A 23,921-nucleotide genomic window follows, 5' to 3' on the forward strand; every position below is an offset into this window, starting at 1 on the left:
GCCCCTTACCCCGTTCCCCGGCTCCCCTACCGCTGACGCTGCCCGAGCATCGAACGCACCGCTGCGCGGTCGATGTTCGTCAGGGCGCGGACGAGCTTCGGGGTGAGGAAGACGATGACGAGGCCCACCAGGGACGCCCCGGCGATCTGCACCGGCGACTCCAGGTAGTACGCGTGGTGCTCACCACCGGAGGTGTAGTCGAACACCCGGTAGCCGGGCCAGTCGACGTACCGCGGGAACACCCAGGAGTACGCCGGAAGGAGCGCGACCACCCAGCCGGTGACCAGGAACGTCACGCTGAGGACGAAGGACACCACGCGCGAGGGGAACATCACGACCTGGAAGAGCAGCGCCCGCCAGCCCGCACCGTCCATGAGCCGCGCCCGCATCCCGGCCCACGCACCCGCGCCCCGCGGCGTCTGCACGGCAACCGGCCCGGCGACATCGAGCCCCAGCAGCCCCCGGGCCCGCCCCCGTTCGGCCGCCCCGAGCCCCCGCGCCCCGGCCAGCGCGGCCGCGAGGACCGGCAGCCCGAGCACGGTGACGAACAGGCCCACGCCGAGCGAGAACATCGTCACGGCGAAGGTGAAGCCCACGATGGCGATGGGCAGCGACGCCACCGTGTAGCCGATCTCCCGGTACGTCGAGGCGGCGAACGGCGCCCGCCAGAAGCCCGGGGCCTTCGGGGCGCGCTCAGCGGAAGGGGCACCAGAAGCGGCGGGAGCGGCTGGGTACGGCAGTGCGCTGGTGCTCATGACGGGCCTCGAATCTTCGCGGTGGGGACGTGCCGTGCTGACGTCGTCCACGTTCGCGGATCCGAGCGGCCCGGGACATACGGTGACCTGGCCTCTCCGGGGTGTCGCTGGCACCACCCCCTCCTTGTGCCCCGGACGAAGCCGCAGCGTCCGGAGCACAAGGAGGGGGCGCCTCTCAGCGAGAGAGGCACCCCCTGACCGGACGGAGAATCCGTCAGTCGTTGAACCCGTCGAAGACGCCGTTGAGGGCGGTCCCGTCGCGGTGCCCGCCCTCCGTCTGACCGGCGGTGGTGATGCCGTAGGGGCCGCCCATGTTGGTGAACGACTGCCCTGCGTAGCGGCCCTCGTCGAGGGTGCCGGTCGGACCGTCCGCGGCGACGGCGGTGCCGGCGGCCAGGAATCCGGCGACGGTGGCCACGGCGAGGGCGGATGCGATGCGCTGCAACACGGTTATCTCCTTTTGGGGTGATCCAGTGATCCTCTGCAGCGAAACGACACATCAATCGACCCGCGCCTTCTCCCAGGCTCGCCGCACAGCGGCCACGTGGAGTACCAGGTTCATCCAAGGTGACCTACGCACCCACAAGCGGCCGCACCCCACCCGGAAAGGCAAGAGCCCCCGACCGTTTCCGCTGGTCAGGGGCTCTCAAGAAGTGCGGTGGGTGTGGGATTTGAACCCACGGTGACTCTCGCCACGACGGTTTTCAAGACCGTTCCCTTAGGCCGCTCGGGCAACCCACCCCGCACCGCCGTTCAGGGCGGTGCGGGGACAAGAGTAGCGGGTCAGCTCTCGCCCTTGCGCTCGCCCAGGATCACGTCGACCTTGTGCTCCTTGCCGTCGCGCTTGTACGTGATCTCGACGGTGTCGCCCGGCTTGTGGGTCCAGATCTGGCCGATCAGGGTCGGGCCGCTGTCGATCACCGAGCCGTCCAGCTTCGTGATGACGTCACCGGGCTTGAGGCCCGCCTTGTCCGCGGGGCCGTTCGGGGTGACCGCCTGCGTACCGCTCGCGCCCTCCCGGGAGATCGTGGCGCCGCCCGTGTTCTCCTGCAGGGCGACCGAGGCGCCGATCACGGGGTAGACGGCCTGGCCGTTCTTGATCAGCTGCTGTGCGACGTACTTGGCCTGGTTGACCGGGATCGCGAAGCCCAGGCCGATGGAGCCGGACTGGCCGCCTCCGCCGAGGCCGCCGCCGCTCTCCGCGGGCTTGATCGCGGAGTTGATGCCGATGACCGCGCCGCCCGCGTCGAGCAGCGGACCGCCGGAGTTGCCGGGGTTGATGGACGCGTCGGTCTGCAGGGCGCTCATGTACGAGCTCTTGCTGCTCGCGCCGTCGCTGGAGGTCACCGGGCGGTCCTTGGCGCTGACGATGCCGGTCGTGACCGTGTTCGAGAGGCCGAAGGGGGCGCCGATGGCGATCGTCGAGTCGCCGACCGCCACCTTGTCGGAGTTGCCGAGGGGGAGCGGCTTCAGGTTCGACGGCGGGCTCTTGAGCTTGAGGACCGCCACGTCATAGCCCTCGGCGCGGCCGACCACCTCGGCGTCGTACTTCTTGCCGTCCGAGAACGTGGCCGCGACCTTTCCGCCGTCGGCCGCGGAGGCCACGACGTGGTTGTTCGTCAGGATGTGGCCCTGCTTGTCGTAGACGAAGCCGGTGCCCGTGCCGCCCTCGCCGTTGCCACCCTGGGCATCGATGGTGACGACGCTGGGCAGCGCCTTGCCCGCGATGTCGGCGACTGTGCCGGGGTCACGCTTGAGGTCGGCCGGCGTGTTCGACGCGGACACCGTGGTCGAGCCCGTGCTGTTGTCGTTCCGGTCGGCCGCCCAGAAGCCGATGCCGCCGCCGACGCCGCCCGCTACGAGTGCGGCCACGAGCACCGCGGCGATCAGGCCACCGCGCCGGCCCGCGGGCTTGGGCTCGTCCGGGTGCTGCGCCGCGTACGACGCGCCCCATCCGGAGCCGGACCCTCCACCCTGGGCGTACGAGGGAACGGCGGGCGGCGGCGGAGGCGGCCACGCTCCGGCACCGGAGGCGTGCGAGGGCGCGCCTCCGGTGGTACCGGCGTGCGCGGAAGCGTGATGCGCCGACGGTTCCTGGCCGGGGGCGGCGGGCGGCGCCACGGGGTCGGGTGCTCCGGCAGCGTGCGTCATGGGGTCGGCGGAAGCAGCGGGAGACGCCACCGGCGCGGGGGGCGCTGACGGGGCCGGGGGTACCTCGTTGCCCTCGTTCTCGGTGCTCACAGCTCTTCTCCTCGGTCCACGCTGTCGTTCACGGTCACGGCCTGGCTGTGCCCAACTGTGCATCTGTCTGCAGTCAGCTTTTCCCATGGGCTGTCAGGGCACCATAAGCCGATCCTGTGGATCCGGCTCTGTGTGCGACACCTTGGGCAAGCCTTCGAGTACCCCGTGATGGCACCATGACGCGGTGACCCTCGCACGACAGCAACAGATCCAGGTCGTCGCCCACCGCGGAGCATCCGAAGACGCCCCCGAGCACACGCTGGCCGCCTACAAGAAGGCGGTCGACGACGGGGCCGACGCTCTCGAATGCGATGTACGCCTCACTGCGGACGGGCACCTCGTCTGCGTCCACGACCGCCGCGTGAACCGGACCTCGAACGGCCGGGGAGCCGTCTCGGCCCTGGAGCTCGCCGATCTCGCCACCCTCGACTTCGGCTCCTGGAAGAACAACCACAGTGAGGCCGACGAACTCCCCGACTGGGAGGACACCGCCGTCCTCACCCTGGAGCGGCTCCTCGAGCTCGTGGCCGAAAGCAACGCGTCGGGGCGCGATGTCCAGCTGGCCATCGAGACCAAGCACCCCACCCGCTGGCGGGGTCAGGTCGAGGAAAAGCTGCTTCTTCTACTGAAGCGCTTCGGTTTGGATTCCCCACCCGCCGACGGCCCCTCTCCCGTACGCGTCATGAGCTTCTCCGCGCGCTCCCTGCAGCGCGTGCGGGCCGCGTCCCCCACCCTGCCGACGGTCTACCTGATGCAGTTCGTGTCGCCGCGCCACCGCGACGGCCGCCTTCCCGCGGGCGTCCGGATCGCCGGTCCCGGCATGCGGATCGTCCGCAATCACCCGGCCTACGTCGCCAAACTCAAGCGTGCGGGGCACCAGGTGCACGTGTGGACCGTGAACGAACCCGAGGACGTGGAGCTCTGCGTCGAACTCGGCGTCGACGCCATCATCACCAATCGCCCCAAGCAGGTGCTGTCCCAGTTGGGCCGCCGCTAACCCCGATCCCGTCGGTCACGGGGTGTGCACCGGCGCGTTCGGTCCGTATTCGATCGTTACGAGTGCGTCACCGCACAAGGATTGGCCGGTTTCCGGTCCAGTCCATTGGGGCATTCACACCGTGGCGTGGGGCGAAGGAGGTCTCGGGGGTGGCGTTGGTGGTGGCACGGGAGGTGCCCGCGTCGTCGAGCATGGCCGTACCCCATGGCCCGGCGGGCGTGGGAGAAGCAAGGCACCGGATGCGCGATCAACTGCGCGGGAACGGGGTGCCGGAATCGGTCGTCGACGATGCCGTACTGATCCTTTCGGAATTGCTCAGCAACGCCTGCCGGCACGGCAGGCCGCTGGGCGAGGGAATGGTGGGCGACGGTGATGTCCGGGCCGCCTGGAGCGTGGACGCGACAGGCAGGCTGACGGTCGAGGTGACGGACGGCGGTGGCCCGACCCGCCCCGTTCCGGCCACACCTTCGGTCACCGCGCACGGCGGGCGCGGGCTCAACATCATCACGGCCCTCGCCGAGACGTGGGGCGTGCGTGACGACATCCACGGCGAGGTCACGGTGTGGGTCGTCGTACAAGCCGGGCACTGCCACGAGGACTTCGCTACGCGCGTCGCGGCCCCCGCGGGTTCGGCGATACCCGACCTCGCGTTCGCGGACCCCTTCGACGACCGCGAGCGGTGACTTCGAGCGCCGGCGTCAGCCGGCTTCGACTGAAGGCTCCCGAGGGACGGCACCCGATGACGGCTCCCTCCGACCGAGGCTGAAACCCGATGCCTCGACGGTGAGCGGCTAGGCTCGCGCCCGTACGCCCAAGACGTACGAAGAGCCACGCTGGAAAGCCGCATCCGGGAGACACCCAAGATGGCCAAGAAGCGCCCTCAGACCAAGGGCAAGCAGCCGCAGCTGACGGACGGGCAGGTCCCTGTCGTCGGTGCCCGCGAACCCTGCCCCTGCGGTTCGGGCCGCCGTTACAAGGCCTGTCACGGCCGGGCCGCCGCGCACGCGGTGACCGAGCTGGTGCACCGCCCCTTCGAAGGCCTGCCCGGCGAGGGCGACTGGGTGGCGCTGCGCGAGCTCGTCCCGGCGGCGACCGTCGAACTGCCCCTCAAGGACGGGCTGCCGGACGGCGTGCCCTCCGTCTCCCTGGCGACCGTCCTGCCGATGGCCTGGCCCGCGCTGCGCCGCGATGACGGCTCGGTCCTGCTCGGCCTGCAGAACGACACCGCGTCCGGTGACATCAGCCGCGACCTCGCCGACACCCTTCAGCGCGCCCTGACCGCCGAGCCCGGCTCGCCGGTCCAGGCCCGCCGCGCCCCCGCCGACGGGCCGCGCCTGCAGGACCTTCTCGACCCCGACGGCACATTCGAGCCGATCGTGCACACGGGCTTCGAGTTCTGGGTCCCGGACTCGGAGAACGCCTCCACCGAGGTGTCCGCGTCCCTGGAGCGGGCGAACGCCGCCGCCATCCCGACCGTGCGTCTCTCCGGCGTGGACTGCGCGTACTGGTGCGAGACCCCGGAGAAGAACCACCTGCGCTGGGTCATGCCGCACCCCGAGGAGAAGCTGCTCGACGCGCTCGCCCGGCTGCACGCGGCGGGCACGTCGAGTCTCGGCGAGGGCACCCGTCTGGTCGGATCCTTCCGGGCGCACGGTCTGACGGTCCCGGTGTGGGACCTGCCGACCGGAATGGGCGCCGAGGACATCGAGAAGCCCGCGGCGGAGTTCGCCGAGCGGCTCGCGACCGCGCTGGACAGCGAGGCCCCGCTCACGCCGGAGGAGCGCCGGGCGCGCGGCGGTCTCACCAACCGCCAGGTGACGCTGAGCTGACCCACCAGTCAGTCGGAAGGGCAGGGGTGACTCCTGTCACAACTCCCTGTCGTCGCAGGTAAATCCCTGTCCGGATATCCGAGATCGAATTTGCCCAGAGCAGATCTCTTGTTACCGTTCAGGTAGCCCGGTTGCTGGTGCATCCCCCGTCGCCAGCAACCGGGCGCTTTCATGTCCGGCCCACTGCCCGGTCTGACCTGCTGACTCAACTGGCCTTCGGCCGCGCGGAGTTGCTTCCGGAGCGCAGGAGCAAGGGTCCGCCACTCCCGTCAGCGAACTCCACCACCGCCGAATACGCCGCTGAATTCCCCGTCGTACGCTCCCGCGGTGTCTCGCACGCCCCCGGCTCGTCCGCCGCGCCGACCGCGCAATGCATCTGCACGGTGCGCCCACCCGGCGCCATAACGCTCAGTACGGCGCTCAGCTCATCACCGGTCGTGTTGCGGTAGTACGTGCGGCCCCAGGTGTCGCGCCCCTGGGTCAGGACGCACGTCTGGGCTTCGATGCCCTTGGGAGAGGTGACTTCGGGGCCGCACTGCGCGGCGCTGTCGAGGCCGAGCCCTGTGAGAAGCGAGGAGTCGTCCGCGGAGCGGTTGCCCGAAGTCACGCCCTCCGTAGTGGAGCGTTGCGAAGTCGGCTTCTCCGTAGAGGGCTGTTTCGCGTCGGGATCCGGCGCCGCCCCCGGTGCCGCGTCCGCCGGCCGCTCCGTCGGCCTGGCTTCGGCGTCTCCGTCGCCCAAGGGCCCCGCGGACGCACCGGCGAGCGGCAGGAGAACCGTAATGGCCACGACGCCCATGAGCGCGATCAGGCGGGGGTTCATGAGGCCTGACAGTAACGACGTTTGGCGGGCGTCCGGCTCCCCGCGCGCCCATTTCCCCTACAACTCGGGCGCGCTCACACCCGTACGAGTGAGCGCGTCGACCACCGCGTCCACCACGGCCTCGACATCGGGCACCCACGGCGCCGCCGAGCCGGGCAGCGGAGCCCGCTCCCAGCGCACCGCCCCCTGCCCCGTCTCGGAGGGCGGCAGCGCGAGATATCCGCCCTCTCCGTGGAAGCGCAGCGAGCCCGGTACGTAGTCCTTCGCGTACAGGAGGTCGCCCAACTGCTCCATGGAGTAAGGCGCGACGAGGACGAAGAGGCGGGCGGGGGTCGCGACGACCGGGCCGAGCCTGATGCCCATCTCGTCGAGCGCGGTCAGGGCCCGCGCTCCCGCGACGGCCGGCAGGCTGACGGCGCAGGGGGCGCCCACCCCGGTGGCGAGCACGATGGGCGCGTCCGGGCGGTTCGTCCACCACCAGCGCACCATGCGCTCGTCGGTCGTCGCGGCCAGCAGGCCGGGGTCGAGGGGATGGGCTCCCGGCACCGTGCAGTCGGGGTCGGGGCAGGCGCAGCGGGTGCCGTCTCGCCGGTCGAGTCCGACGCCGGGGACCACGGGCCACTTCCATGCCGTGGCAGTGGTCAGGGCCGCACCGATCAAACCGGGACTCTGGTCGGACTTCCTGCCGGTGAGCCTGGCCAGGAGCCTGCTTCGCCTTCCGAGGATCTCGCGCATGAGCGCTCGTTCCTTTCCGTTTACACGCCGAGGAACACGGCGGGCCACATCACACCATGTGTGGATCACTTCGCTGTGCGTAGAACTGGCGCATCACACCCCAGCCTGCGGCATGGGGAACCCGTTAGGGCCGAGCGTTAGCGTGGCGTGGGGTGGCGGTGCCTGGCGATTGCTGTCCCGCGTACTTCTTCGCCGCCTCCCCCACGGGAGGATGGGGCGCGGTCGTCGTGAGTTAAGACGCCCGGGTCCGTCGCCAGGTTCCGGGCTGATCTCAACTGCCCCTGGTCATCACCGAGTACGTACCCATCACGGCCGCTGTGACGCGCCTCCCATGCCTGAGGGCTTGGGAGTACCCCTTGTTGAACAATCCCAGTCGATCGCAATATGCCGTCGCCTCAGGCACTTTTGAGCCAAGTTCTCAAGATCGCGAAACGTCACAGAATTCCCATGGACACCAGGAATCCCAGCTGGACAATGCTGGACATCCCCTAACCAGTGCGTGTAGATGTGGAGAACATTGCTAGCGGCGCAGAATGACATGGGGGTTTGCGATGCTATTGAGCAATACGCACCGGCCGGAAAGCCGTCAGCCATGAACGCTCCGCACCTCCCGAAAGTGGCCGGAATCGATTCCACTGTTCCGCCACCAGCCCACACTGTCGCGCCCGCCCCACAGGCCCAAGCCGCACCGACGCTCCTGATCCAGGACCGGCTCGCGGGCTGGATCTCGGATCTGACCACCCTGCAGGAGCTCACCGAGCGCCTGGCCCGCACGGCCACCCTCGACGAAGCCCTGCACGAATTGCTGCGCGCCGGAGCCGCCCTCGTCGGCGCGCGCCGCGGTCTGCTCGTCCTCGAGCCGGCCGACGGACTCGGCCCCGACACCACCGTCGGCCTCGGCCTCGCCCGTGCCGACCTCGGCCACATCGAGACGGTTCCCCGCGCCGCCACAGCCTTCGGACGGCTTCTCGACGCGCCGCCCGCGCCCCCGGCCGCCGAGACCGAGATCGTCGACGCCGATCTGCTCGCCGACGGCAGCCTGGACCCCCGTCACCGCGAGGTCGCCGTCCGGCTCGGCTACGGCGCGAGCTACGCGCTTCCCCTGTCCACCGGGACGGCGGGCCGGATCGGCGCCGCCGTCTGGCTGTACGACGAGCCCGCCGAGCCGGGCGAGCGCCAACGCCACCTCGTCGGGCTCTACGCACGCCAGGCCGCCGAGCACGTGGCGCGGCTGATCGAACTGGACCGCGCCCGCACCACGGAGGCCACCTTGCGCGAGGAACTGCTGCCCTCGCGCCTGCCGCGGGTCGCCGGGGTGCGGCTCGCCGCCCGGCACCGCACCTCCGCGCCCGGCGGCGGCGACTGGTTCGACGCGCTGCCGCTGCCCGACGCCGCGCTCGGCCTCGCGGTCGGGTCCGTCACCGGGTCCGGGCCGAGCGCCGTGGCCGCGATGGGGCGCCTGCGGGCCTCCTTGCGGGCGTACGCCGTGATGGAGGGCGAGGACCCCGTCGCCGTACTCTCCGATCTGGAGCTGCTGCTGCGGCTCACCGAGCCCGCGCGGTCCGCGACGGCCCTCTTCGCCTACTGCGAACCGGCGCTGCGCAAGATCGTCCTCGCGGGAGCCGGCCACAGCCCGCCCCTGGTGATCGGCGAGCGGCGCACGGAGTTCGTGGAGACCTCGCTCTCGGCGCCCCTGGGGATGCTCGCCTGCTGGGAGGCGCCGAGCGTGGAGTTCCAGACGACACCGGGAGAAACGGTGCTGCTCTACACGGACGGCCTCCTGCACCGCACCGGCGACCCGATGGACCGGGCCTTCGCGCGGCTGCACGCGGCGGCGGCGAGCGTGCCCAAGCAGGTGCGTGACGACCCGGACGCGCTCGTGGATCACATCCTGCGGACGGTGCTGCCCGACGGGCTCGACAGGGCCGAGAGCGACGAGGACGTTGTTCTCCTCGCGGCCCGTTTCGAGTGACCCCCGCGATACGGCATGTAATGGGCCTTCCGGCTCTGGGCCCCCTTCCGTACGCCCGTACGATGGAGGGGGCCCAGTGTCGTACATAGGAGGCAGATCGTGTCGGAGGAGCTCATTCCGGAGAACCCGGAGAACCCGGAGAACCCGGAAGACCTGGAGATCGAGTCCGAGGAAGAGCCGATCAAGCAGCGCAAGAACGGCCTGTACCCGGGCGTCTCCGACGAGCTCGCCGAGAACATGAAGTCCGGATGGGCCGACACGGAGCTGCACGACCTGCAGCCGATCGCCCAGGCCGCGCACACCGCCGCCCGCCGTGCCGCGCTCTCCGCGCGTTTCCCGGGCGAGCGCCTCGTGATCCCCGCGGGCAACCTCAAGACCCGCTCGAACGACACGGAGTACGCCTTCCGCGCCTCCGTCGAGTACGCCTACCTGACCGGCAACCAGACGGAGGACGGCGTCCTCGTCCTGGAGCCGACGGACTTCGCGGACGGCACGAGCGGCCACGAGGCGACGATCTACCTGCTGCCGCGCTCCAACCGCGAGAACGGCGAGTTCTGGCTGGACGGCCAGGGCGAGCTGTGGGTCGGCCGCAGGCACTCCCTCACCGAGGCCGAGACGCTGTACGGCATCCCGGCGTCGGACGTGCGCGAGCTCCCCGGGCAGCTGCGTGAGGCGACCGGCCCCGTCCGCGTCGTCCGTGGACACGACGCGGGCATCGAGGCCGCGCTGACCGACAAGGTCACCGCAGAGCGCGACGAGGAGCTGCGCGTCTTCCTCTCCGAGGCCCGTCTGGTCAAGGACGAGTTTGAAGTCGGCGAGCTGCAGAAGGCGTGCGATTCGACCGCCCGCGGCTTCGAGGACGTCGTGCGCGTCCTGGACAAGGCCGAGGCGACCAGCGAGCGCTACATCGAGGGCACGTTCTTCCTGCGCGCCCGCGTCGACGGCAACGACATCGGCTACGGCTCGATCTGCGCGGCGGGCCCGCACGCCACGACGCTCCACTGGGTGCGCAACGACGGCGCCGTGCGCTCCGGGGAGCTGCTGCTGCTCGACGCCGGTGTGGAGACGCACACGTACTACACCGCCGACGTGACGCGGACGCTGCCGATCAACGGCCGCTTCGACGCGCTGCAGCGGAAGATCTACGACGCCGTGTACGAGGCCCAGGAGGCCGGTATCGCGGCGGTGCAGCCGGGCGGCAAGTTCCGTGACTTCCACGATGCGGCGCAGCGTGTGCTCGCCGAGAAGCTCGTGGAGTGGGGCCTGGTCGAGGGCCCGGTCGAGCGCGTCCTGGAGCTGGGTCTCCAGCGCCGCTGGACCCTGCACGGCACCGGTCACATGCTCGGCATGGACGTCCACGACTGCGCGGCCGCGCGCCGGGAGACGTACGCCGACGGTGTCCTGGAGCCCGGCATGTGCCTGACCGTCGAGCCCGGTCTGTACTTCCAGGCGGACGACCTGACGGTGCCCGAGGAGTACCGCGGCATCGGCGTGCGGATCGAGGACGACATCCTCGTGACGGCCGACGGCAACAAGAACCTGTCGGCCGCGCTGCCGCGGCGTGCCGATGACGTCGAGGCGTGGATGGCCGAGCTCAAGGGCTGACAGCCTCCTCCGTCCCCTTCGGAACCGGGCCTCTTCTTTAAGAAGGGGCCCGGTTTCGTGTCTCGGGGCAGGGTCTAGCGCTCGTCCTCGCCCGCCACCTTGGCGGTGCTCAGGGCGATGCGGTTCCAGGTGTTGATGGTGAAGATCAGGGCCAGGACGTGGCCGAGCTCCGACTCGTCGAAATGCGCCGCCGCGCGGGCGTAGACGTCGTCCGGGACACCGCCCTGGTGGACGAGCGTGACGGCGTCGGTCAGGTCGAGGGCCGCCTGCTCCTTCTCCGTGAAGAAGTTCCTGGCTTCGCGCCACACGCTCACCATGTGCAGCCGTGCCTCGTCCTCGCCCGCCTTGCGCGCGTCGGAGGTGTGCATGTGAAGGCAGTACGCGCAGCCGTTGAGCAGCGAGGCGCGGATCTGGATCAGCTCGACCAGGGCCGGGTCGAGGCCCTCGCGGGCGGCGGCGTCGAGTCCGATCACGGCCTTGAATGCCTTGGGGGCGACCTTGGCGAAGTTGAGGCGGGGAACGGCGGCCGAGGTCTGCACGGTGGTCCCGGCGGCGGTCTGCGTGGCGGTGTGCGGGGCGATCTGCGTGTTCGTCATGACCATGAATCTACGGGTGGGATAGACCTCGGATAGGGTGCATTTTCATGGCGGAATCGTGGGTCAATCTGGCGGAGCGCATCGGGAGTGACCTGCACCTGGAGCTCTCCGGGGCGGGTGGCCGCCGGGCCGTCCTCATCCGCGCGCTGCGGGACGCCGTGCGCGAGGGGCGGCTCGCTCCGGGGACGCCGCTTCCGCCATACCGCTCCCTCGCCGCCGATCTGGGCATCGCCCGCAACACCGTCGCCGACGCCTACGCCGAGCTGGTCGCCGAGGGCTGGCTGACCGCACGGCAGGGATCCGGCACCCGGGTGGCCGAGCGGGCGGCGCCGCCCACCCGCACCCGCGTCCCCAAGCGGGCGCCCACCCGGCCCGCGACGCCCGCCCCACCCACGTACGACCTGCGCCAGGGCCAGCCCGACGCCGCCTCCTTCCCGCGCGCCGCCTGGCTCGCCGCGGCCCGGCGCGCCCTCAACTCCGCGCCGAACGAGGCCTTCGGGCCGGGTGACCCACAGGGGCGCGTCGAGCTGCGCCGGGCGCTCGCCGGTTATCTGGGGCGCGCCCGCGGGGTGCGTACCGACCCGGAGCGAATCGTGGTGTGCTCCGGGTTCGCGCACGCCCTGCGGCTGCTGTTCGGGAGCGGGGGAGGCGGGATGCTGCAGGGGCCTTCCCCAAGCTCTCGGCTTCGCCCGAGCAGGGGATACCCCATCGCCGTCGAGTCGTACGGCCTCGGCTTCCATCAGTCGATCCTCGCCACCGCGGGCGTACGCACGGTTCCGCTGGGCCTGGACGAAAAGGGCGCCCGGGTCGAGGAGTTGACGGATGGTCAGCGAGTCCGGGGCGTACTGCTCACGCCCGCACACCAGTTCCCGACCGGCGGCCCCCTGCATCCGACCCGCCGCGCGGCGGTGATCGACTGGGCGCGCACCCGCGACGGCCTCGTCCTGGAGGACGACTACGACGGCGAGTTCCGCTACGACCGGGAGCCGGTGGGTGCCGTGCAGGGCCTGGACCCCGAACGCGTCGTCTACATGGGCTCGGTCAGCAAGAGCCTCTCTCCGGGGGTGCGCATCGGGTGGCTTGTTCTGCCCGAACACCTCATCGACGGAGTGCTCGCGGCGAAGGGCGAACGAGAGGCGTGGGCGAGTGTGATCGACCAGCTCACGCTGGCCGAGCTGATCGAGTCGGGTCACTACGACCGGCACGTCCGCCGGATGCGCCAGCGCTACCGCCGGCGCCGCGACCAGCTCGTCGCCGCCCTGGCCACGCACGCCCCGCACATCAGCCCGACCGGAGTCGCCGCGGGCCTGCACGCCGTCCTGCGGCTGCCGCCCGGCACCGAACAGTCCACGGCGAAGGCGGCCTCCTGGCAGGGCCTGGCCCTGGAGGGCCTCGCCGACTTCCGTCACCCGGAGGCCACGATGCCCGCGCCCGACGGCCTGGTCGTCGGCTATTCCACTCCGCCGGAGCATGCCTACGGAGCAGCCCTGGAGGCCCTGTGCAGGGCACTGCCGCCCGGCTGAGCCGTCGGGTGGCCCCCGGTTCGACCGGGGCCGCTCCTCAGGCCGTGACGAGCGGCGTGTCCTCGCGCCACTTGAGGATCTTGTCGAAACTGATCACCGTGCCGCCCCTGCCGCCCGGCTTGTTGCCGAAGTGCACGTGGTCGGCGAGCTCCTGGATGAGGTACAGACCGCGCCCGTGCTCGGCGGTGTCCGATGCGGGCTGCGCGACGGGGACGAATCCCGGGCCCGAGTCGGCCACTTCGATGTGGCACTTCTCGCCGTCCAGGTACGCCGTCACCCGATAGGCACCGGCCGCCCCCTCGGGGGGCACCGCGTCGCCGCCGTGCTCCACCGCGTTGGCACAGGCCTCGCTGAGAGCCACCGACAGGTCGTACGAGACGTCAGGATCCACCCCCGCGGTCTCCATCGTGCCCATCAGCAACCGGCGGGCCAGCGGGACGCTCGCAGCTTCGCGCCGCAAATGGAGAGACCACCACATGCTCATGCTCCAGCCTCCTGGCCGCGGCTCGACATACCGATACGTATTGCCGCAAGCGCCCGTGTATAAGCGCGCAGTTAACGTGATGCCGCCCATACGGCCGACGCGCGGATGGCCGCGGACGGTGTAGACACGCCTCTCACAAGCCTCTTTCGCGCCCCTCCAAAGCCACCCATTCGGTGCCGATGGGCATCGATCGCCACTCATCGGCATCCTTGGGAGCTTGCGGACCTGCCGTATGCGGCGGTTGGGCCCAGTGCAATGATGTTCCGGCCATGACTGCCCCCCACCAGCGCGAAGCGCGCGCCGGAGTCGACCTCCGGCTGCTGAGAGCCGCGGTGTTCGCCGTGCTCTGCGTCGTGCTGTCCGCCGGGGGCCATGTGCTCGCTTCCTGCGCCGCCGTCCCGCTGTGGACGCTGGGCGTCGGATTCGTCGCCGTTTTCGCCGTGGCGGCACTGCTCGCCGGACGTGAGCGCTCACTGCCGGGCATCGCCGCCGTACTCGCTGCCGGGCAGGTGGGACTGCATGCGCTCTTCGGTGTCGGCCAGCACGGCGGTACGGCGGTGGCGTCCGCCGAGCCCTCCATGGTGGAGCGGGCCGCGCGTCTGGTGTGCGGGGCCGGAGCAGCCACCCTCAGCCCCGCCCAGGCCCACCGGATCCTGACGACGGCCGGCATGGAACCGGGCGCCGGGGCCGCGGGCCATCCCCCGCACCACAGCGCTCCGGCCTCCACGGCGGACACCGCGATGGGCTCCATGTCGCTGCTCCCGTCGCTTCCGATGCTCCTGGGACACGTACTCGCCGCCGTCGCCGCCGGCTGGCTGCTGCGCCGCGGCGACATCGCGCTGCTCCGCCTTGTGCGGCTCTCGGCATACGGGGCGTATGGAGTCGCCGAGGGGGCGCTCGTCCGTTCTCTGCGCGCGGCACTCGGTCTCGTACGCGCCCTCCGCGCCGGGCTGCCCGGGGCTCCCGGCGCCGGTCTCCGCGCGCCCCGCACGGCTTTCCTGGGACCGTCGAAGCCGCACACCACCGCGCTCCAGCACACGGTGATCAGGCGAGGGCCGCCGGCCACCGCCGCACTCGCACTCGCTGCCTGACGCGACGCACTCCTACCGCAGCACTACGGAGAGGTGCCTCACGGCCGGCGGCGTCCACGCGCGCGTGCCCGCTCGGTTCGCCGCCGCGCGCACTCTCCCCTGATCACCGCTGCCGACCTGATCGGCGGTGCTGGTCATCACCGCTGAAAGTGGAGTGTTTCTGCCATGTCTGTTCTGTCTGCGCTGTCCACCGTCAAGGCCTCCCGCGTCTCCGTCGTCGGTGGCGTCGCCGCCTCCGCCGTCCTGCTGCTCTCCGTCCCCGCCCTCGCGCACGTCAGCGTCTCGGCCGAGGGCGAGGCCGCCAAGGGCGGCTACGCCACGGTCAACTTCAAGGTGCCGAACGAGATGGACGACGCCTCGACCACCAAGCTCGAGGTGTCCTTCCCCAAGGACCACCCGCTCGCCTCCGTCATGACTCAGCCCGTCCCCGGCTGGACCGCGAAGGTCACCAAGGCAAAGCTCGACAAGCCGCTCGAGATGCACGGCGAGAAGATCGACGAGGCCGTCTCCAAGGTCACTTGGACCGCCGACGGCAAGGGCGTCCAGCCCGGCTCCTTCCAGAAGTTCCCGCTGTCCCTCGGCGCGCTCCCCGAGGACGCCGACGAGCTCGTCTTCAAGGCCGTCCAGACGTACGACAACAAGGAAGTCGTCCGCTGGATCGAGCCGCAGCAGAAGGGCCAGGAGGAGCCGGAGCACCCGGCGCCGGCCCTCGCGCTGACCGCCGCGTCCGAGGACGGCCACGGCGCCGCCGCCTCGCACGACGATGACGCCGAGGAAGACGCGAAGTCCGGCGACGAGAGCGAGACCGCCTCGGCCGACAGCAGCGATTCCACCGCCCGGGTCCTCGGCATCGTCGGCATCGTCGTCGGCGCCGCCGGCGTGGCGTTCGGCGTGCTCGCCGGACGTCGACGCACCAACAGCTGAGCCACCCTTCGGGCCGCACCGGGGGCGTTTCGCCTGCCCCCGGTGCGCCCGGGCCCCCCTCACATCTGGGACATTTTCGTATGCGCAAGAAGAAGCTGCTCGCCGCCGCCATGCTGGCCGCGGCCACCCTCACCCTGTCCGCCTGCGGTGGCGGTGACGACGGCAAGAAGCCCGTCGCGGACGTCTCCGTCGAGTCCAACGGCGACAAGGCCGCGACCATCCTCGACAAGCCCTTCGAGAAGCCGGACCTCGTCCTCACGGACACGCACGGCAAGAAGTACGACCTGCGCGCGCAGACCAAGGGCAAGCCGACGCTCATCTACTTCGGTTACACCAACTGCCCGGACGTCTGCCCCCTGACGATGAGCAACATCGCCGTCGCCAAGAAGGCGCTGCCCAAGGCCGAACAGGACAAGCTCCAGGTCGTCTTCGTCACCACCGACCCCGAGCGCGACACCCCCGCGGCCCTCGGCAAGTGGCTCAAGGCCCAGGACACCGACTTCATCGGTCTGACCGGTGACTTCGACACCATCCAGGGCAGCGCCCGCACCCTCGGAATCAGCATCGAGCCCTCCAAGAAGGAGAAGGGCAAGGTCGTCTCGATGCACGGCACGCAGGTCATCGCGTTCTCGCCGAAGACCGACGCCGGGTACGTGCTGTACGGCGAGGACACCACCGTGGACGACTACACGAAGGACCTCCCCAAGATCGTCCAGGGAGCGACCCCGTGAACCGCCGCATCCTCACCGGCGGCGCCCTGGCCCTGACCGCGGGGCTCGCCCTCGCGGGCTGCTCGGAGGCGTCCGCGGGCAAGGCCGACAAGACCGCCGAAAAGCCCGAGCTCAAGGTCGCCGGTGCCTTCATGCCCGAGCCCGCCATGGACACCATGGCCTCCGGGTTCTTCACCGTCACGAACAAGGGCGGCGCCGACAAGCTCACCTCGGTCACCAGCGGGATCGCGAAGAAGGTCACGCTGCACAGCACCAAGGGCAACGCGATGAAGGAGCAGAAGTCGTTCGACGTGCCCGCGAACGGCGAGCTCGACTTCACGCGGGGCGGCAACCACCTCATGTTCGAGGAGCTCAAGCAGAAGCCGAAGGAGGGCGACAAGGTCGCCGTGACGCTGCACTTCGCGAAGTCGGACCCCATCGACGTTGAGGTTCCGGTGAAGGCCGCCACGTACAACCCCAAGCCCGGCAAGCACACGTCGCACTGAGGGACTGATCGCTGATGCAGACCATCGCTCTCCGCCGTGGAGCTCGCCACGGGGCAACCGCCCGCCTCGGGATACCCCCCGGCGTCGGACGGCTCCTGCTCGTCGTCGCCGTCTTCCTCGGCGCCCTGCTGGCCACGGCGGCGCCCGCGTCCGCCCATGCCGCGCTGACGGGCAGCGACCCCAAGCAGGGGGCGGTGGTCGACCAAGCGCCAACCAGCGTGTCGCTGACCTTCTCGGAGAAGGTCGCCATGTCCGACGGCTCCGTAAGGGTGCTCGACCCGGCCGGCAAGCGCGTCGACACCGGCAAGACCAGTGACCTCGGCTCGAACACGTACGGCGTGAAGCTGCACAAGGGGTTGCCCGACGGCACCTTCACCGTGGCCTACCAAGTCGTCTCCGCCGACAGCCACCCCATCTCCGGGGCGTACACCTTCTCCGTGGGCGCGCCCTCCGACACGAAGGTCGCGCTGCCGGACCAGGAGGCGGGCGGCGGGTTCGTGGGCGGGCTCTACGACTTCACGCGCTACCTCTCGTACGCCGGTTTCATCCTCGTCGTCGGCGGGGCCGCCTTCGTGCTCGGCTGCTGGCCGCGCGGCGCCGGCGTACGCCCCGTGCAGCGCCTCGTGGTGTCCGGCTGGGTCACGCTCACCGCGTCCACCCTCGTGATGCTGCTGCTCCGCGCTCCCTACACCGGGTCCGGGAAGATCGCCGACGCCTTCGACATGGCCAAGCTCGGCGACGTTCTGCAGACGAAGACGGGCGCCGCGCTGGTCTCACGGCTGCTGCTGCTCGCCGCCGCCGCGCTGTTCATCGCGGTGCTCTTCGGCGCGTACGAGAAGCGGACCGACCCCAAGGAGCGCAAGGACCTCACCTTCGGGCTCGCGATCGGCGGAGGCGTCGTCGCCGTGGGGCTCGGCGCGACCTGGGCCATGGCCGAGCACGCCTCGACCGGCATCCAGGCCGGTGTCGCGATGCCCGTGGACGTCGTGCACCTGCTCGCCGTCGCCGCCTGGCTCGGCGGGCTCGCGGCGCTCGTCGTCGCCCTCTACTTCGCGCCGTCGGTCGAGGCCGGGGCGGTGCGGCGCTTCTCGCGCGTGGCGTTCTGCAGCGTCGTCGCCCTGGCCGCGACCGGGCTCTACCAGTCCTGGCGTCAGGTCGGCTCATGGTCGGCGCTCACCGGTACGTGGTACGGACAGCTGCTCCTCATCAAGGTCGGCCTGGTGGTCGTCCTCGTCGGCATCGCCTGGATCTCCCGGCGCTGGACGGCGCGCATCGCCGGCCAGGCGGGCGACATGGCTCCGGAGGCCGCCGCGACGACCGTCGTCGAGAAGCACGCCGAGAAGCGCACAGCGGCCAAGCGTGTGGAGAAGAAGCCGGTGACGGTGCCTGCCGGAAGCACCGGCACGGACTCCAAGGACTCCAAGGGGCCCATGGGGTCCAAGGACGGCAAGGACTCCAAGCGTTCCGCCCAGCTCGCCCGCCAGCAGGCCGCCATGACCACCGCCCGCGAGAAGCGGATCCGCGACGCCGACCCGAACCGGTCAGGACTGCGGCGCTCCGTGCTCGCCGAGGCGGGCGTCGCCGTCGTCCTGCTCGCCGTCACCACGGTCCTCACCTCGACCGAGCCGGCGCGCACGGAGGAGGAAGCGGCGGCTTCGAAAACGGCCGCGGCCGCCCAGCGGTCGGGCCCGCTCACCCTCAAGATCCCCTTCGACACGGGCTCCGAGGACGGCAAGGGCACCTTGCAGCTCGACCTGGACCCCGGCCGCACCGGCAGCAACGAGATGCACATCTTCGTGAAGCGGCCGAACGGCAGCGCCTTCGACATCCCCGAGGTGAAGGTGTCGTTCACTCTCAAGTCGAAGGATGTCGGGCCGCTGCCCGTCGTCCCGGACCACATCGCCACCGGACACTGGAGCTCCAGCGGGGTCCAGATCCCGATGGCGGGCAACTGGAAGGTCGCGGTGACGGTGCGCACCTCCGACATCGACCAAGTGACCGTGAACAAGAACGCGCAGATCGGCTGAACGGAACCACCATGGCGGACAACGGGATTTCGAGGCGGCGGCTGCTCGGCACCGCCGGCGCCACCGGTCTCGCGCTCGGCGCGGCGGGCGGTGCGGCCGGGTATGCCGCGGCTCCCTCGGACACCCCCGGCAAGGCGGCGTCGCTGGCGTCCCTTGGCGCGGACACGGTCATGTTTCACGGGAAACATCAGCCCGGCATCACCACGCCCGTCCAGTCCCGTGGGCACCTGATCGCCTTCGACCTGAAGGCGGGAGCGGGCCGCAAGGAAGCGGCCGCGCTGCTGCGCCGCTGGTCGGCAACGGCCGAGCGGTTGATGGCGGGCAAGGCTCCCGCGGGCGAGGACACGGATGTCGCCCGGGACGCCGGCCCGTCGTCGCTGACCGTCACCTTCGGCTTCGGGCACAGCTTCTTCGGACGCACCGGCCTGGAGAAGCAGCGCCCGTCTGCGCTCGACCCGCTGCCGGACTTCTCCTCCGACCATCTCGACAAGGCGCGCAGCGACGGCGACCTGTGGGTGCAGATCGGCGCGAACGACCCGCTCGTCGCCTTTCACGCGCTGCGCGCACTCCAGAAGGAAGCGGGCGACGCGGCGCGAGTGCGCTGGCAGATGAACGGCTTCAACCGCTCGCCCGGCGCGACCGCGCAGCCGATGACCACCCGCAACCTGATGGGCCAGATCGACGGCACGAACAACCCGAAGCCGTCCGAGGACGACTTCGACCGGCGGATCTACGTGCCCGCCACGGGGGACCCGTCCTGGATGGCCGGCGGCTCGTACGTCGTCGTACGCCGCATCCGGATGCTCCTCGACGACTGGGAGAAGCTCGGCGTCAAGGACCAGGAGGCGGTCATCGGGCGTCACAAGTCGGACGGCTCACCGCTGACCGGCGGCACGGAGACCACCGAGCCGAAGCTGGAGAAGGCGGGCGCGGACGGCGAGTACGTCATCGCCCTCAACGCCCACGCCCGCATCACCCGGCCCGACCAGAACGGCGGCTCCGCGATGCTGCGCCGCCCGTTCTCGTACCACGATGGCTTCGACAAGGACGCGGAGCCGGACGCGGGCCTGCTCTTCGTCTGCTGGCAGGCCGACCCGCTCCGCGGCTTCGTGCCGGTGCAGCGCAAGCTCGACCGCGGGGACGCGCTGTCGGAGTTCATCCGGCACGAGGCGAGCGGGCTGTTCGCCGTGCCGGGCGGGGCAGCGAAGGGCGAGTACGTGGGGCAGCGGCTGCTGGAGGGGTAGCCCCGGGTGGCGTACGTGTGTGAGGCGGGACGTGTGTGAGGCGCGTGTGTGAGGCGGGCGCCGCTTGGTGAGACGCGTGAGCCGTGCCACGGGCAGGCCATTAGGGTGACGGTATGTCGGCGATGCGCTACACCTATCTCGGTCCCGAGGGCACCTTCACCGAGGCCGCCCTCCGTACGCTCCCGGAAGCGGCCACCAGGGAGCTCGTCCCGATGGTGTCCGTGCCGGCCGCGCTGGACGCGGTCCGGAGCGGCGACGCGGCAGCCGCGCTGGTGCCGATCGAGAACTCCGTCGAGGGCGGGGTCACGACCACCGTCGACGAGCTCGCCAAAGGCGCGCCCCTGATGATCTACCGCGAGGTCGTCCTGCCGATCGCCTTCGCGCTGCTCGTCCGGCCGGGCACGCAGCTCAAGGACATCAAGACGGTGACCGGCCACCCGGTGGCCCAGCCGCAGGTCCGCAACTGGCTGGCCGCGAACCTGCCGGACGCCCTGTGGGAGTCGGCGGCCTCGAACGCGGACGGCGCGCGCCTGGTCCAGGAGGGACGCTTCGACGCGGCCTTCGCGGGCGAGTTCGCGGCGGCGACGTACGGCCTTGAGCCGCTGGTCAGCGAGATCCACGACGCGGCGACCGCCGAGACCCGCTTCGTCCTGGTGGGCCGTCCGGCCCGCCCCGCGGCGCCGACCGGCGCGGACAAAACCTCGGTGGTCATCTGGCTCGGCGACGACCATCCCGGCGCCCTGCTCGAACTGCTCCAGGAGTTCGCCGTACGCGGCGTCAACCTGATGCGGATCGAGTCGCGGCCCACCGGCCAGCGCATCGGCAACTACTGCTTCTCCGTGGACGCCGAGGGCCACATCACGGACCGCCGCGTGGGCGAGGCCCTGATGGGCCTCAAGCGGATCTGCCCCCAGGTGCGCTTCCTCGGTTCGTACCCGCGTGCGGGAGTGTCGCCCGCCGATCTGCGGCCGCCGCGGCCGGGGACCACCGACGGCGAGTTCCTCGCGGCGTCGGACTGGCTGACCCAGTGCCAGGACGGCCGGTTCTGAGCCGACCGTCGGGTCGGGCGGGCGGTCTTACCTGCTGATTTACGTTGTCCACAAAGTTATCCACAGGGCCCGTTCTCGACCTGGGGACAAGTCGACAACGAAGCGTGACATGGTCGACAAATCGGCCTACAACCCACAAGTCCGTCCACAGTCGCGCACGTCACCCCTCGTCCACTCTTTTCCATTGATCAACTCTTTGGAGCGAACCATTTCCACTCGAAAGTGGGTGTGAGGGTGGTTTGGGACGGGAATCCTTCGTCGCGCATGCGGCTTTCGGAACGATCTCTTCCGGCATCCACAGATCTTTCGCACAGCCTGTGGATAACTTTTCGGCAGGGGATATTCCTGTGGACAACGAGGCCCCAAGTCCCGTCTCCCGCAAGGAGATCGGGTCAAGGCAGCGAGTCCCCTCTGCCCCATTTCGGGGAATGGGGCCCATTTCATTGACCCTGAGCCCGATGCTCACGGGGTAGATCGCGAGGTGGACCGCGTCGGGAATTCCCATTCCGGCAAATCGGTCATAACGCATCGCAGGGGAATATCGAGTCGAGAGCCGGAACCGCTCGACGGTAGCCTGGTGGGGTGATTGACCTTCGCCTGCTCCGTGAGGACCCCGACCGTGTTCGCGCCTCCCAGCGCGCCCGTGGAGAGGACGTCGCACTTGTCGATGCCCTGCTCTCCGCCGACGAGCGGCGCAGGTCGTCCGGGCTCCGCTTCGACGAGCTCCGTTCCGAGCAGAAGGCGCTCGGCAAGCTCATCCCCAAGGCCTCGGGTGACGAGAAGGCCGACCTCCTGAGGAAGGCCGGCGAACTCTCCGCCGCCGTCAAGACGGCCAACGCCGCACAGGACGAGGCCGACGAGGAGACCAAGCGCCTCCTTGGCCAGCTGGGCAACCTGGTCCACCCGGACGTCCCGGTCGGCGGCGAGGAGGACTTCGTCGTCCTCGACACGATCGGCACCCCGCGCGACTTCGCGGCCGAGGGCTTCACGCCCAAGGACCACCTGGAACTCGGCGAGGCGCTCGGCGCCATCGACGTCGAGCGCGGCGCGAAGGTCTCCGGCTCGCGCTTCTACTACCTGACCGGTGTCGGCGCCCTGCTCGAACTGGCCCTGGTGAACGCGGCGATCGCGCAGGCGACGGAAGCCGGGTTCATCCCGATGCTGACGCCCGCGCTGGTCCGCCCGCGCGCCATGGAGGGCACGGGCTTCCTCGGCCAGGCCGCCGAGAACGTCTACCACCTGGAGAAGGACGACTACTACCTGGTCGGCACCTCCGAGGTCGCGCTCGCCGGTTACCACATGGACGAGATCATCGACGCCGACAAGCTGCCCCTGCGGTACGCGGGCTTCTCGCCCTGCTTCCGCCGTGAGGCCGGTACGTACGGCAAGGACACCCGCGGCATCTTCCGCGTGCACCAGTTCGACAAGGTCGAGATGTTCTCGTACGTCGACCCGGCGGACGCGGAGAACGAGCACCAGCGGCTCCTGGAGTGGGAGAAGCACTGGCTGACGGGCCTCGGCCTGCCCTTCCAGGTGATCGACGTGGCCACGGGTGACCTGGGCGCCTCGGCCTCGCGCAAGTTCGACTGCGAGGCGTGGATCCCGACGCAGGGCAAGTACCGCGAGCTGACCTCCGCGTCGAACTGCGACGGATTCCAGGCCCGCCGCCTGTCGATCCGTATGCGGGACAACAGCGACGGCAAGAAGGTCATGCAGCCGCTCGCGACGCTGAACGGCACGCTCTGCGCCGTTCCGCGCACGATCGTCGCCCTTCTGGAGAACCACCAGCAGGCCGACGGCTCCGTGTGGGTGCCCGAGGTACTGCGTCCGTACCTGGGGGGACGAGAGATCTTGGAGCCCATCAACAAGTGAGCCACCCTGCTCCCGCCACGCCGTCCTTCCCGTACAAGCTCGTCGCGACCGACCTCGACGGAACGCTCCTGCGCTCCGACGACACGGTCTCGGCGCGTACGCGCGACGCGCTCACCGCGGCCACCGCGGCGGGCGCCGCGCACATCATCGTCACCGGCCGTGCCGTGCCCTGGACCCGGCACATCCTCGACGACTTGGGCTATGACGGCCTGGCGGTGTGCGGGCAGGGGGCGCAGGTCTACCACGCGGGCGAGCACCGGCTGCTCACGTCCGTCACGCTCGACCGGCAGCTCGCCGGTATCGCCCTCGCCAAGATAGAGGCGGAGATCGGTCCGCTGGCGCTTGCCGCCAGCCGTGACGGCCTCGACGGCGAAGTGATCGTCGGCCCTGGGTACGCGGTGCAGGACGGCCCGCTGCCCGCCGTGCCGTTCACGGATGTCGCCGAGCTGTGGGCCGCTCCGCTGAACAAGGTGTACGTCCAGCACCCGGGCCTGAGCGACGACGAGCTGGCCTCGATGGCGCGTCAGGTGGCGGGTGGCCTGGTCGGCGTGACGATGGCCGGCGAGGGCATCGTCGAGCTGCTTCCCCTCGGCCTCTCCAAGGCGACGGGCCTGTCCCTCGCGGCACGCCGCCTCGGCGCGAAGGCCGCGGACACGATCGCTTTCGGGGACATGCCCAACGACATACCGATGTTCGGCTGGGCCGCCCATGGCGTGGCGATGGCCAACGCCCATGAGGAGCTCAAGACGGTTGCCGACGAGGTGACGACGTCGAACGAGGACGACGGCATCGCGGTGGTCCTGGAGAAGCTTCTCGGCCAGTAGTTCTGAGCACCACGCAGTGGGGGGGGGGGGGGGGGGGGGGGGGGGGGGGGAGGTGGGGGGGGGGGGGGGGGGCGGGGGGGGGGGGGAGGGGAGGGTGTCAAGGGTGGAGCGCAGCGG

Annotated in this window: 22 protein-coding genes and 1 tRNA gene; 15 read left to right on the forward strand and 8 right to left on the reverse strand. The window is 70.6% G+C overall.

Features of this window, described 5'->3' with window-relative positions; genetic code table 11:
• Positions 1-26: 26 nt before the first annotated feature.
• From ACZ5U5_RS27000 to ACZ5U5_RS27015, 4 genes are all read right to left on the reverse strand, one after another.
• The gene (locus tag ACZ5U5_RS27000) at positions 27-755 is read right to left on the reverse strand and encodes a sensor domain-containing protein (protein WP_469026403.1); all 729 of its coding nucleotides are present in this window, start codon (positions 753-755) and stop codon (positions 27-29) included.
• A gap of 214 nt (positions 756-969) precedes the next feature.
• Positions 970-1,203 carry a hypothetical protein gene (locus ACZ5U5_RS27005; protein ID WP_469026405.1) on the reverse strand — a complete coding sequence of 78 codons (234 nt, stop codon included), beginning with the start codon at positions 1,201-1,203 and terminating at the stop codon, positions 970-972.
• Positions 1,204-1,411: 208 nt separating this feature from the next.
• Positions 1,412-1,496, reverse strand: a tRNA-Ser gene (locus tag ACZ5U5_RS27010).
• A 42-nt stretch (positions 1,497-1,538) separates the two neighbouring features.
• Entirely contained in the window at positions 1,539-2,996 is a 1,458-nt protein-coding gene (locus ACZ5U5_RS27015; RefSeq protein ID WP_469026407.1) for a S1C family serine protease, read from the reverse strand.
• Positions 2,997-3,180: 184 nt separating this feature from the next.
• On the opposite strand from ACZ5U5_RS27015, the gene ACZ5U5_RS27020 reads away from it, so the two are divergent.
• The 3 genes from ACZ5U5_RS27020 (at position 3,181) to ACZ5U5_RS27030 (ending at position 5,822) form a co-directional block, all read left to right on the forward strand.
• Positions 3,181-3,993, forward strand: coding sequence for a glycerophosphodiester phosphodiesterase (locus ACZ5U5_RS27020; protein WP_469026410.1), 813 nt, complete (start codon positions 3,181-3,183; stop codon positions 3,991-3,993).
• A gap of 62 nt (positions 3,994-4,055) precedes the next feature.
• Positions 4,056-4,676: an ATP-binding protein gene (locus ACZ5U5_RS27025; RefSeq protein ID WP_469026412.1), complete on the forward strand. Its 621-nt coding sequence runs from the start codon at positions 4,056-4,058 to the stop codon at positions 4,674-4,676.
• A 180-nt stretch (positions 4,677-4,856) separates the two neighbouring features.
• Positions 4,857-5,822: a DUF5926 family protein gene (locus ACZ5U5_RS27030; RefSeq protein WP_469026414.1), complete on the forward strand. Its 966-nt coding sequence runs from the start codon at positions 4,857-4,859 to the stop codon at positions 5,820-5,822.
• 205 nt (positions 5,823-6,027) lie between these two features.
• On the opposite strand, the gene ACZ5U5_RS27035 is transcribed toward ACZ5U5_RS27030, so the two are convergent.
• Both ACZ5U5_RS27035 and ACZ5U5_RS27040 read right to left on the reverse strand, forming a co-directional pair.
• On the reverse strand, positions 6,028-6,642 hold the full coding sequence (locus ACZ5U5_RS27035; protein WP_469026416.1) for a hypothetical protein: 615 nt from the start codon (positions 6,640-6,642) through the stop codon (positions 6,028-6,030).
• A 57-nt stretch (positions 6,643-6,699) separates the two neighbouring features.
• Positions 6,700-7,377: a bifunctional DNA primase/polymerase gene (locus tag ACZ5U5_RS27040; RefSeq protein ID WP_469026418.1), complete on the reverse strand. Its 678-nt coding sequence runs from the start codon at positions 7,375-7,377 to the stop codon at positions 6,700-6,702.
• A 538-nt stretch (positions 7,378-7,915) separates the two neighbouring features.
• On the opposite strand from ACZ5U5_RS27040, the gene ACZ5U5_RS27045 reads away from it, so the two are divergent.
• Together ACZ5U5_RS27045 and ACZ5U5_RS27050 are read left to right on the forward strand one after the other, a co-directional pair.
• A complete protein-coding gene (locus ACZ5U5_RS27045; protein WP_469026420.1) occupies positions 7,916-9,349 on the forward strand; it encodes a PP2C family protein-serine/threonine phosphatase in 1,434 nt (477 codons plus the stop codon).
• A gap of 99 nt (positions 9,350-9,448) precedes the next feature.
• Positions 9,449-10,954: an aminopeptidase P family protein gene (locus ACZ5U5_RS27050; protein ID WP_469026423.1), complete on the forward strand. Its 1,506-nt coding sequence runs from the start codon at positions 9,449-9,451 to the stop codon at positions 10,952-10,954.
• A 74-nt stretch (positions 10,955-11,028) separates the two neighbouring features.
• Here the strand turns inward: ACZ5U5_RS27050 and ACZ5U5_RS27055 are convergent, their stop codons facing one another.
• Positions 11,029-11,550 carry a carboxymuconolactone decarboxylase family protein gene (locus tag ACZ5U5_RS27055; protein ID WP_469026425.1) on the reverse strand — a complete coding sequence of 174 codons (522 nt, stop codon included), beginning with the start codon at positions 11,548-11,550 and terminating at the stop codon, positions 11,029-11,031.
• Positions 11,551-11,597: 47 nt separating this feature from the next.
• Between ACZ5U5_RS27055 and pdxR the strand changes: the two genes are divergently transcribed.
• Positions 11,598-13,073: a MocR-like pyridoxine biosynthesis transcription factor PdxR gene (gene pdxR / locus ACZ5U5_RS27060; RefSeq protein ID WP_469026428.1), complete on the forward strand. Its 1,476-nt coding sequence runs from the start codon at positions 11,598-11,600 to the stop codon at positions 13,071-13,073.
• 37 nt (positions 13,074-13,110) lie between these two features.
• Here the strand turns inward: pdxR and ACZ5U5_RS27065 are convergent, their stop codons facing one another.
• On the reverse strand, positions 13,111-13,557 hold the full coding sequence (locus ACZ5U5_RS27065; RefSeq protein WP_363210263.1) for an ATP-binding protein: 447 nt from the start codon (positions 13,555-13,557) through the stop codon (positions 13,111-13,113).
• 269 nt (positions 13,558-13,826) lie between these two features.
• Between ACZ5U5_RS27065 and ACZ5U5_RS27070 the strand changes: the two genes are divergently transcribed.
• The 9 genes from ACZ5U5_RS27070 to ACZ5U5_RS27110 all read left to right on the forward strand — a co-directional run bounded on the left by ACZ5U5_RS27070 (position 13,827) and on the right by ACZ5U5_RS27110 (position 23,804).
• The gene (locus tag ACZ5U5_RS27070) at positions 13,827-14,648 is read left to right on the forward strand and encodes a hypothetical protein (protein ID WP_469026430.1); all 822 of its coding nucleotides are present in this window, start codon (positions 13,827-13,829) and stop codon (positions 14,646-14,648) included.
• A 165-nt stretch (positions 14,649-14,813) separates the two neighbouring features.
• On the forward strand, positions 14,814-15,572 hold the full coding sequence (locus ACZ5U5_RS27075; RefSeq protein ID WP_469026432.1) for a YcnI family copper-binding membrane protein: 759 nt from the start codon (positions 14,814-14,816) through the stop codon (positions 15,570-15,572).
• An 80-nt stretch (positions 15,573-15,652) separates the two neighbouring features.
• Positions 15,653-16,303, forward strand: coding sequence for an SCO family protein (locus tag ACZ5U5_RS27080; protein WP_469026435.1), 651 nt, complete (start codon positions 15,653-15,655; stop codon positions 16,301-16,303).
• Positions 16,300-16,788: a copper chaperone PCu(A)C gene (locus ACZ5U5_RS27085; RefSeq protein WP_469026438.1), complete on the forward strand. Its 489-nt coding sequence runs from the start codon at positions 16,300-16,302 to the stop codon at positions 16,786-16,788. Before ACZ5U5_RS27080 ends, ACZ5U5_RS27085 begins: the two co-directional genes overlap by 4 nt.
• Positions 16,789-16,802: 14 nt before the next feature.
• A complete protein-coding gene (locus ACZ5U5_RS27090) occupies positions 16,803-18,815 on the forward strand; it encodes a copper resistance CopC/CopD family protein (RefSeq protein ID WP_469026440.1) in 2,013 nt (670 codons plus the stop codon).
• Positions 18,816-18,826: 11 nt separating this feature from the next.
• Entirely contained in the window at positions 18,827-20,059 is a 1,233-nt protein-coding gene (gene efeB / locus ACZ5U5_RS27095; RefSeq protein WP_469026443.1) for an iron uptake transporter deferrochelatase/peroxidase subunit, read from the forward strand.
• Between the two features lie 113 nt (positions 20,060-20,172).
• The gene (gene pheA, locus ACZ5U5_RS27100; protein WP_453449170.1) at positions 20,173-21,108 is read left to right on the forward strand and encodes a prephenate dehydratase; all 936 of its coding nucleotides are present in this window, start codon (positions 20,173-20,175) and stop codon (positions 21,106-21,108) included.
• A 582-nt stretch (positions 21,109-21,690) separates the two neighbouring features.
• Positions 21,691-22,980: a serine--tRNA ligase gene (gene serS, locus ACZ5U5_RS27105; RefSeq protein WP_469026445.1), complete on the forward strand. Its 1,290-nt coding sequence runs from the start codon at positions 21,691-21,693 to the stop codon at positions 22,978-22,980.
• Complete coding sequence (locus ACZ5U5_RS27110; protein ID WP_469026448.1) at positions 22,977-23,804, forward strand: HAD family hydrolase; 828 nt, start codon at positions 22,977-22,979, stop codon at positions 23,802-23,804. The genes serS and ACZ5U5_RS27110 overlap by 4 nt, the downstream gene beginning before the upstream one ends.
• The last annotated feature ends 117 nt before the right edge of the window (positions 23,805-23,921 follow it).

This window comes from Streptomyces sp. NPDC033177, assembly GCF_055577715.1.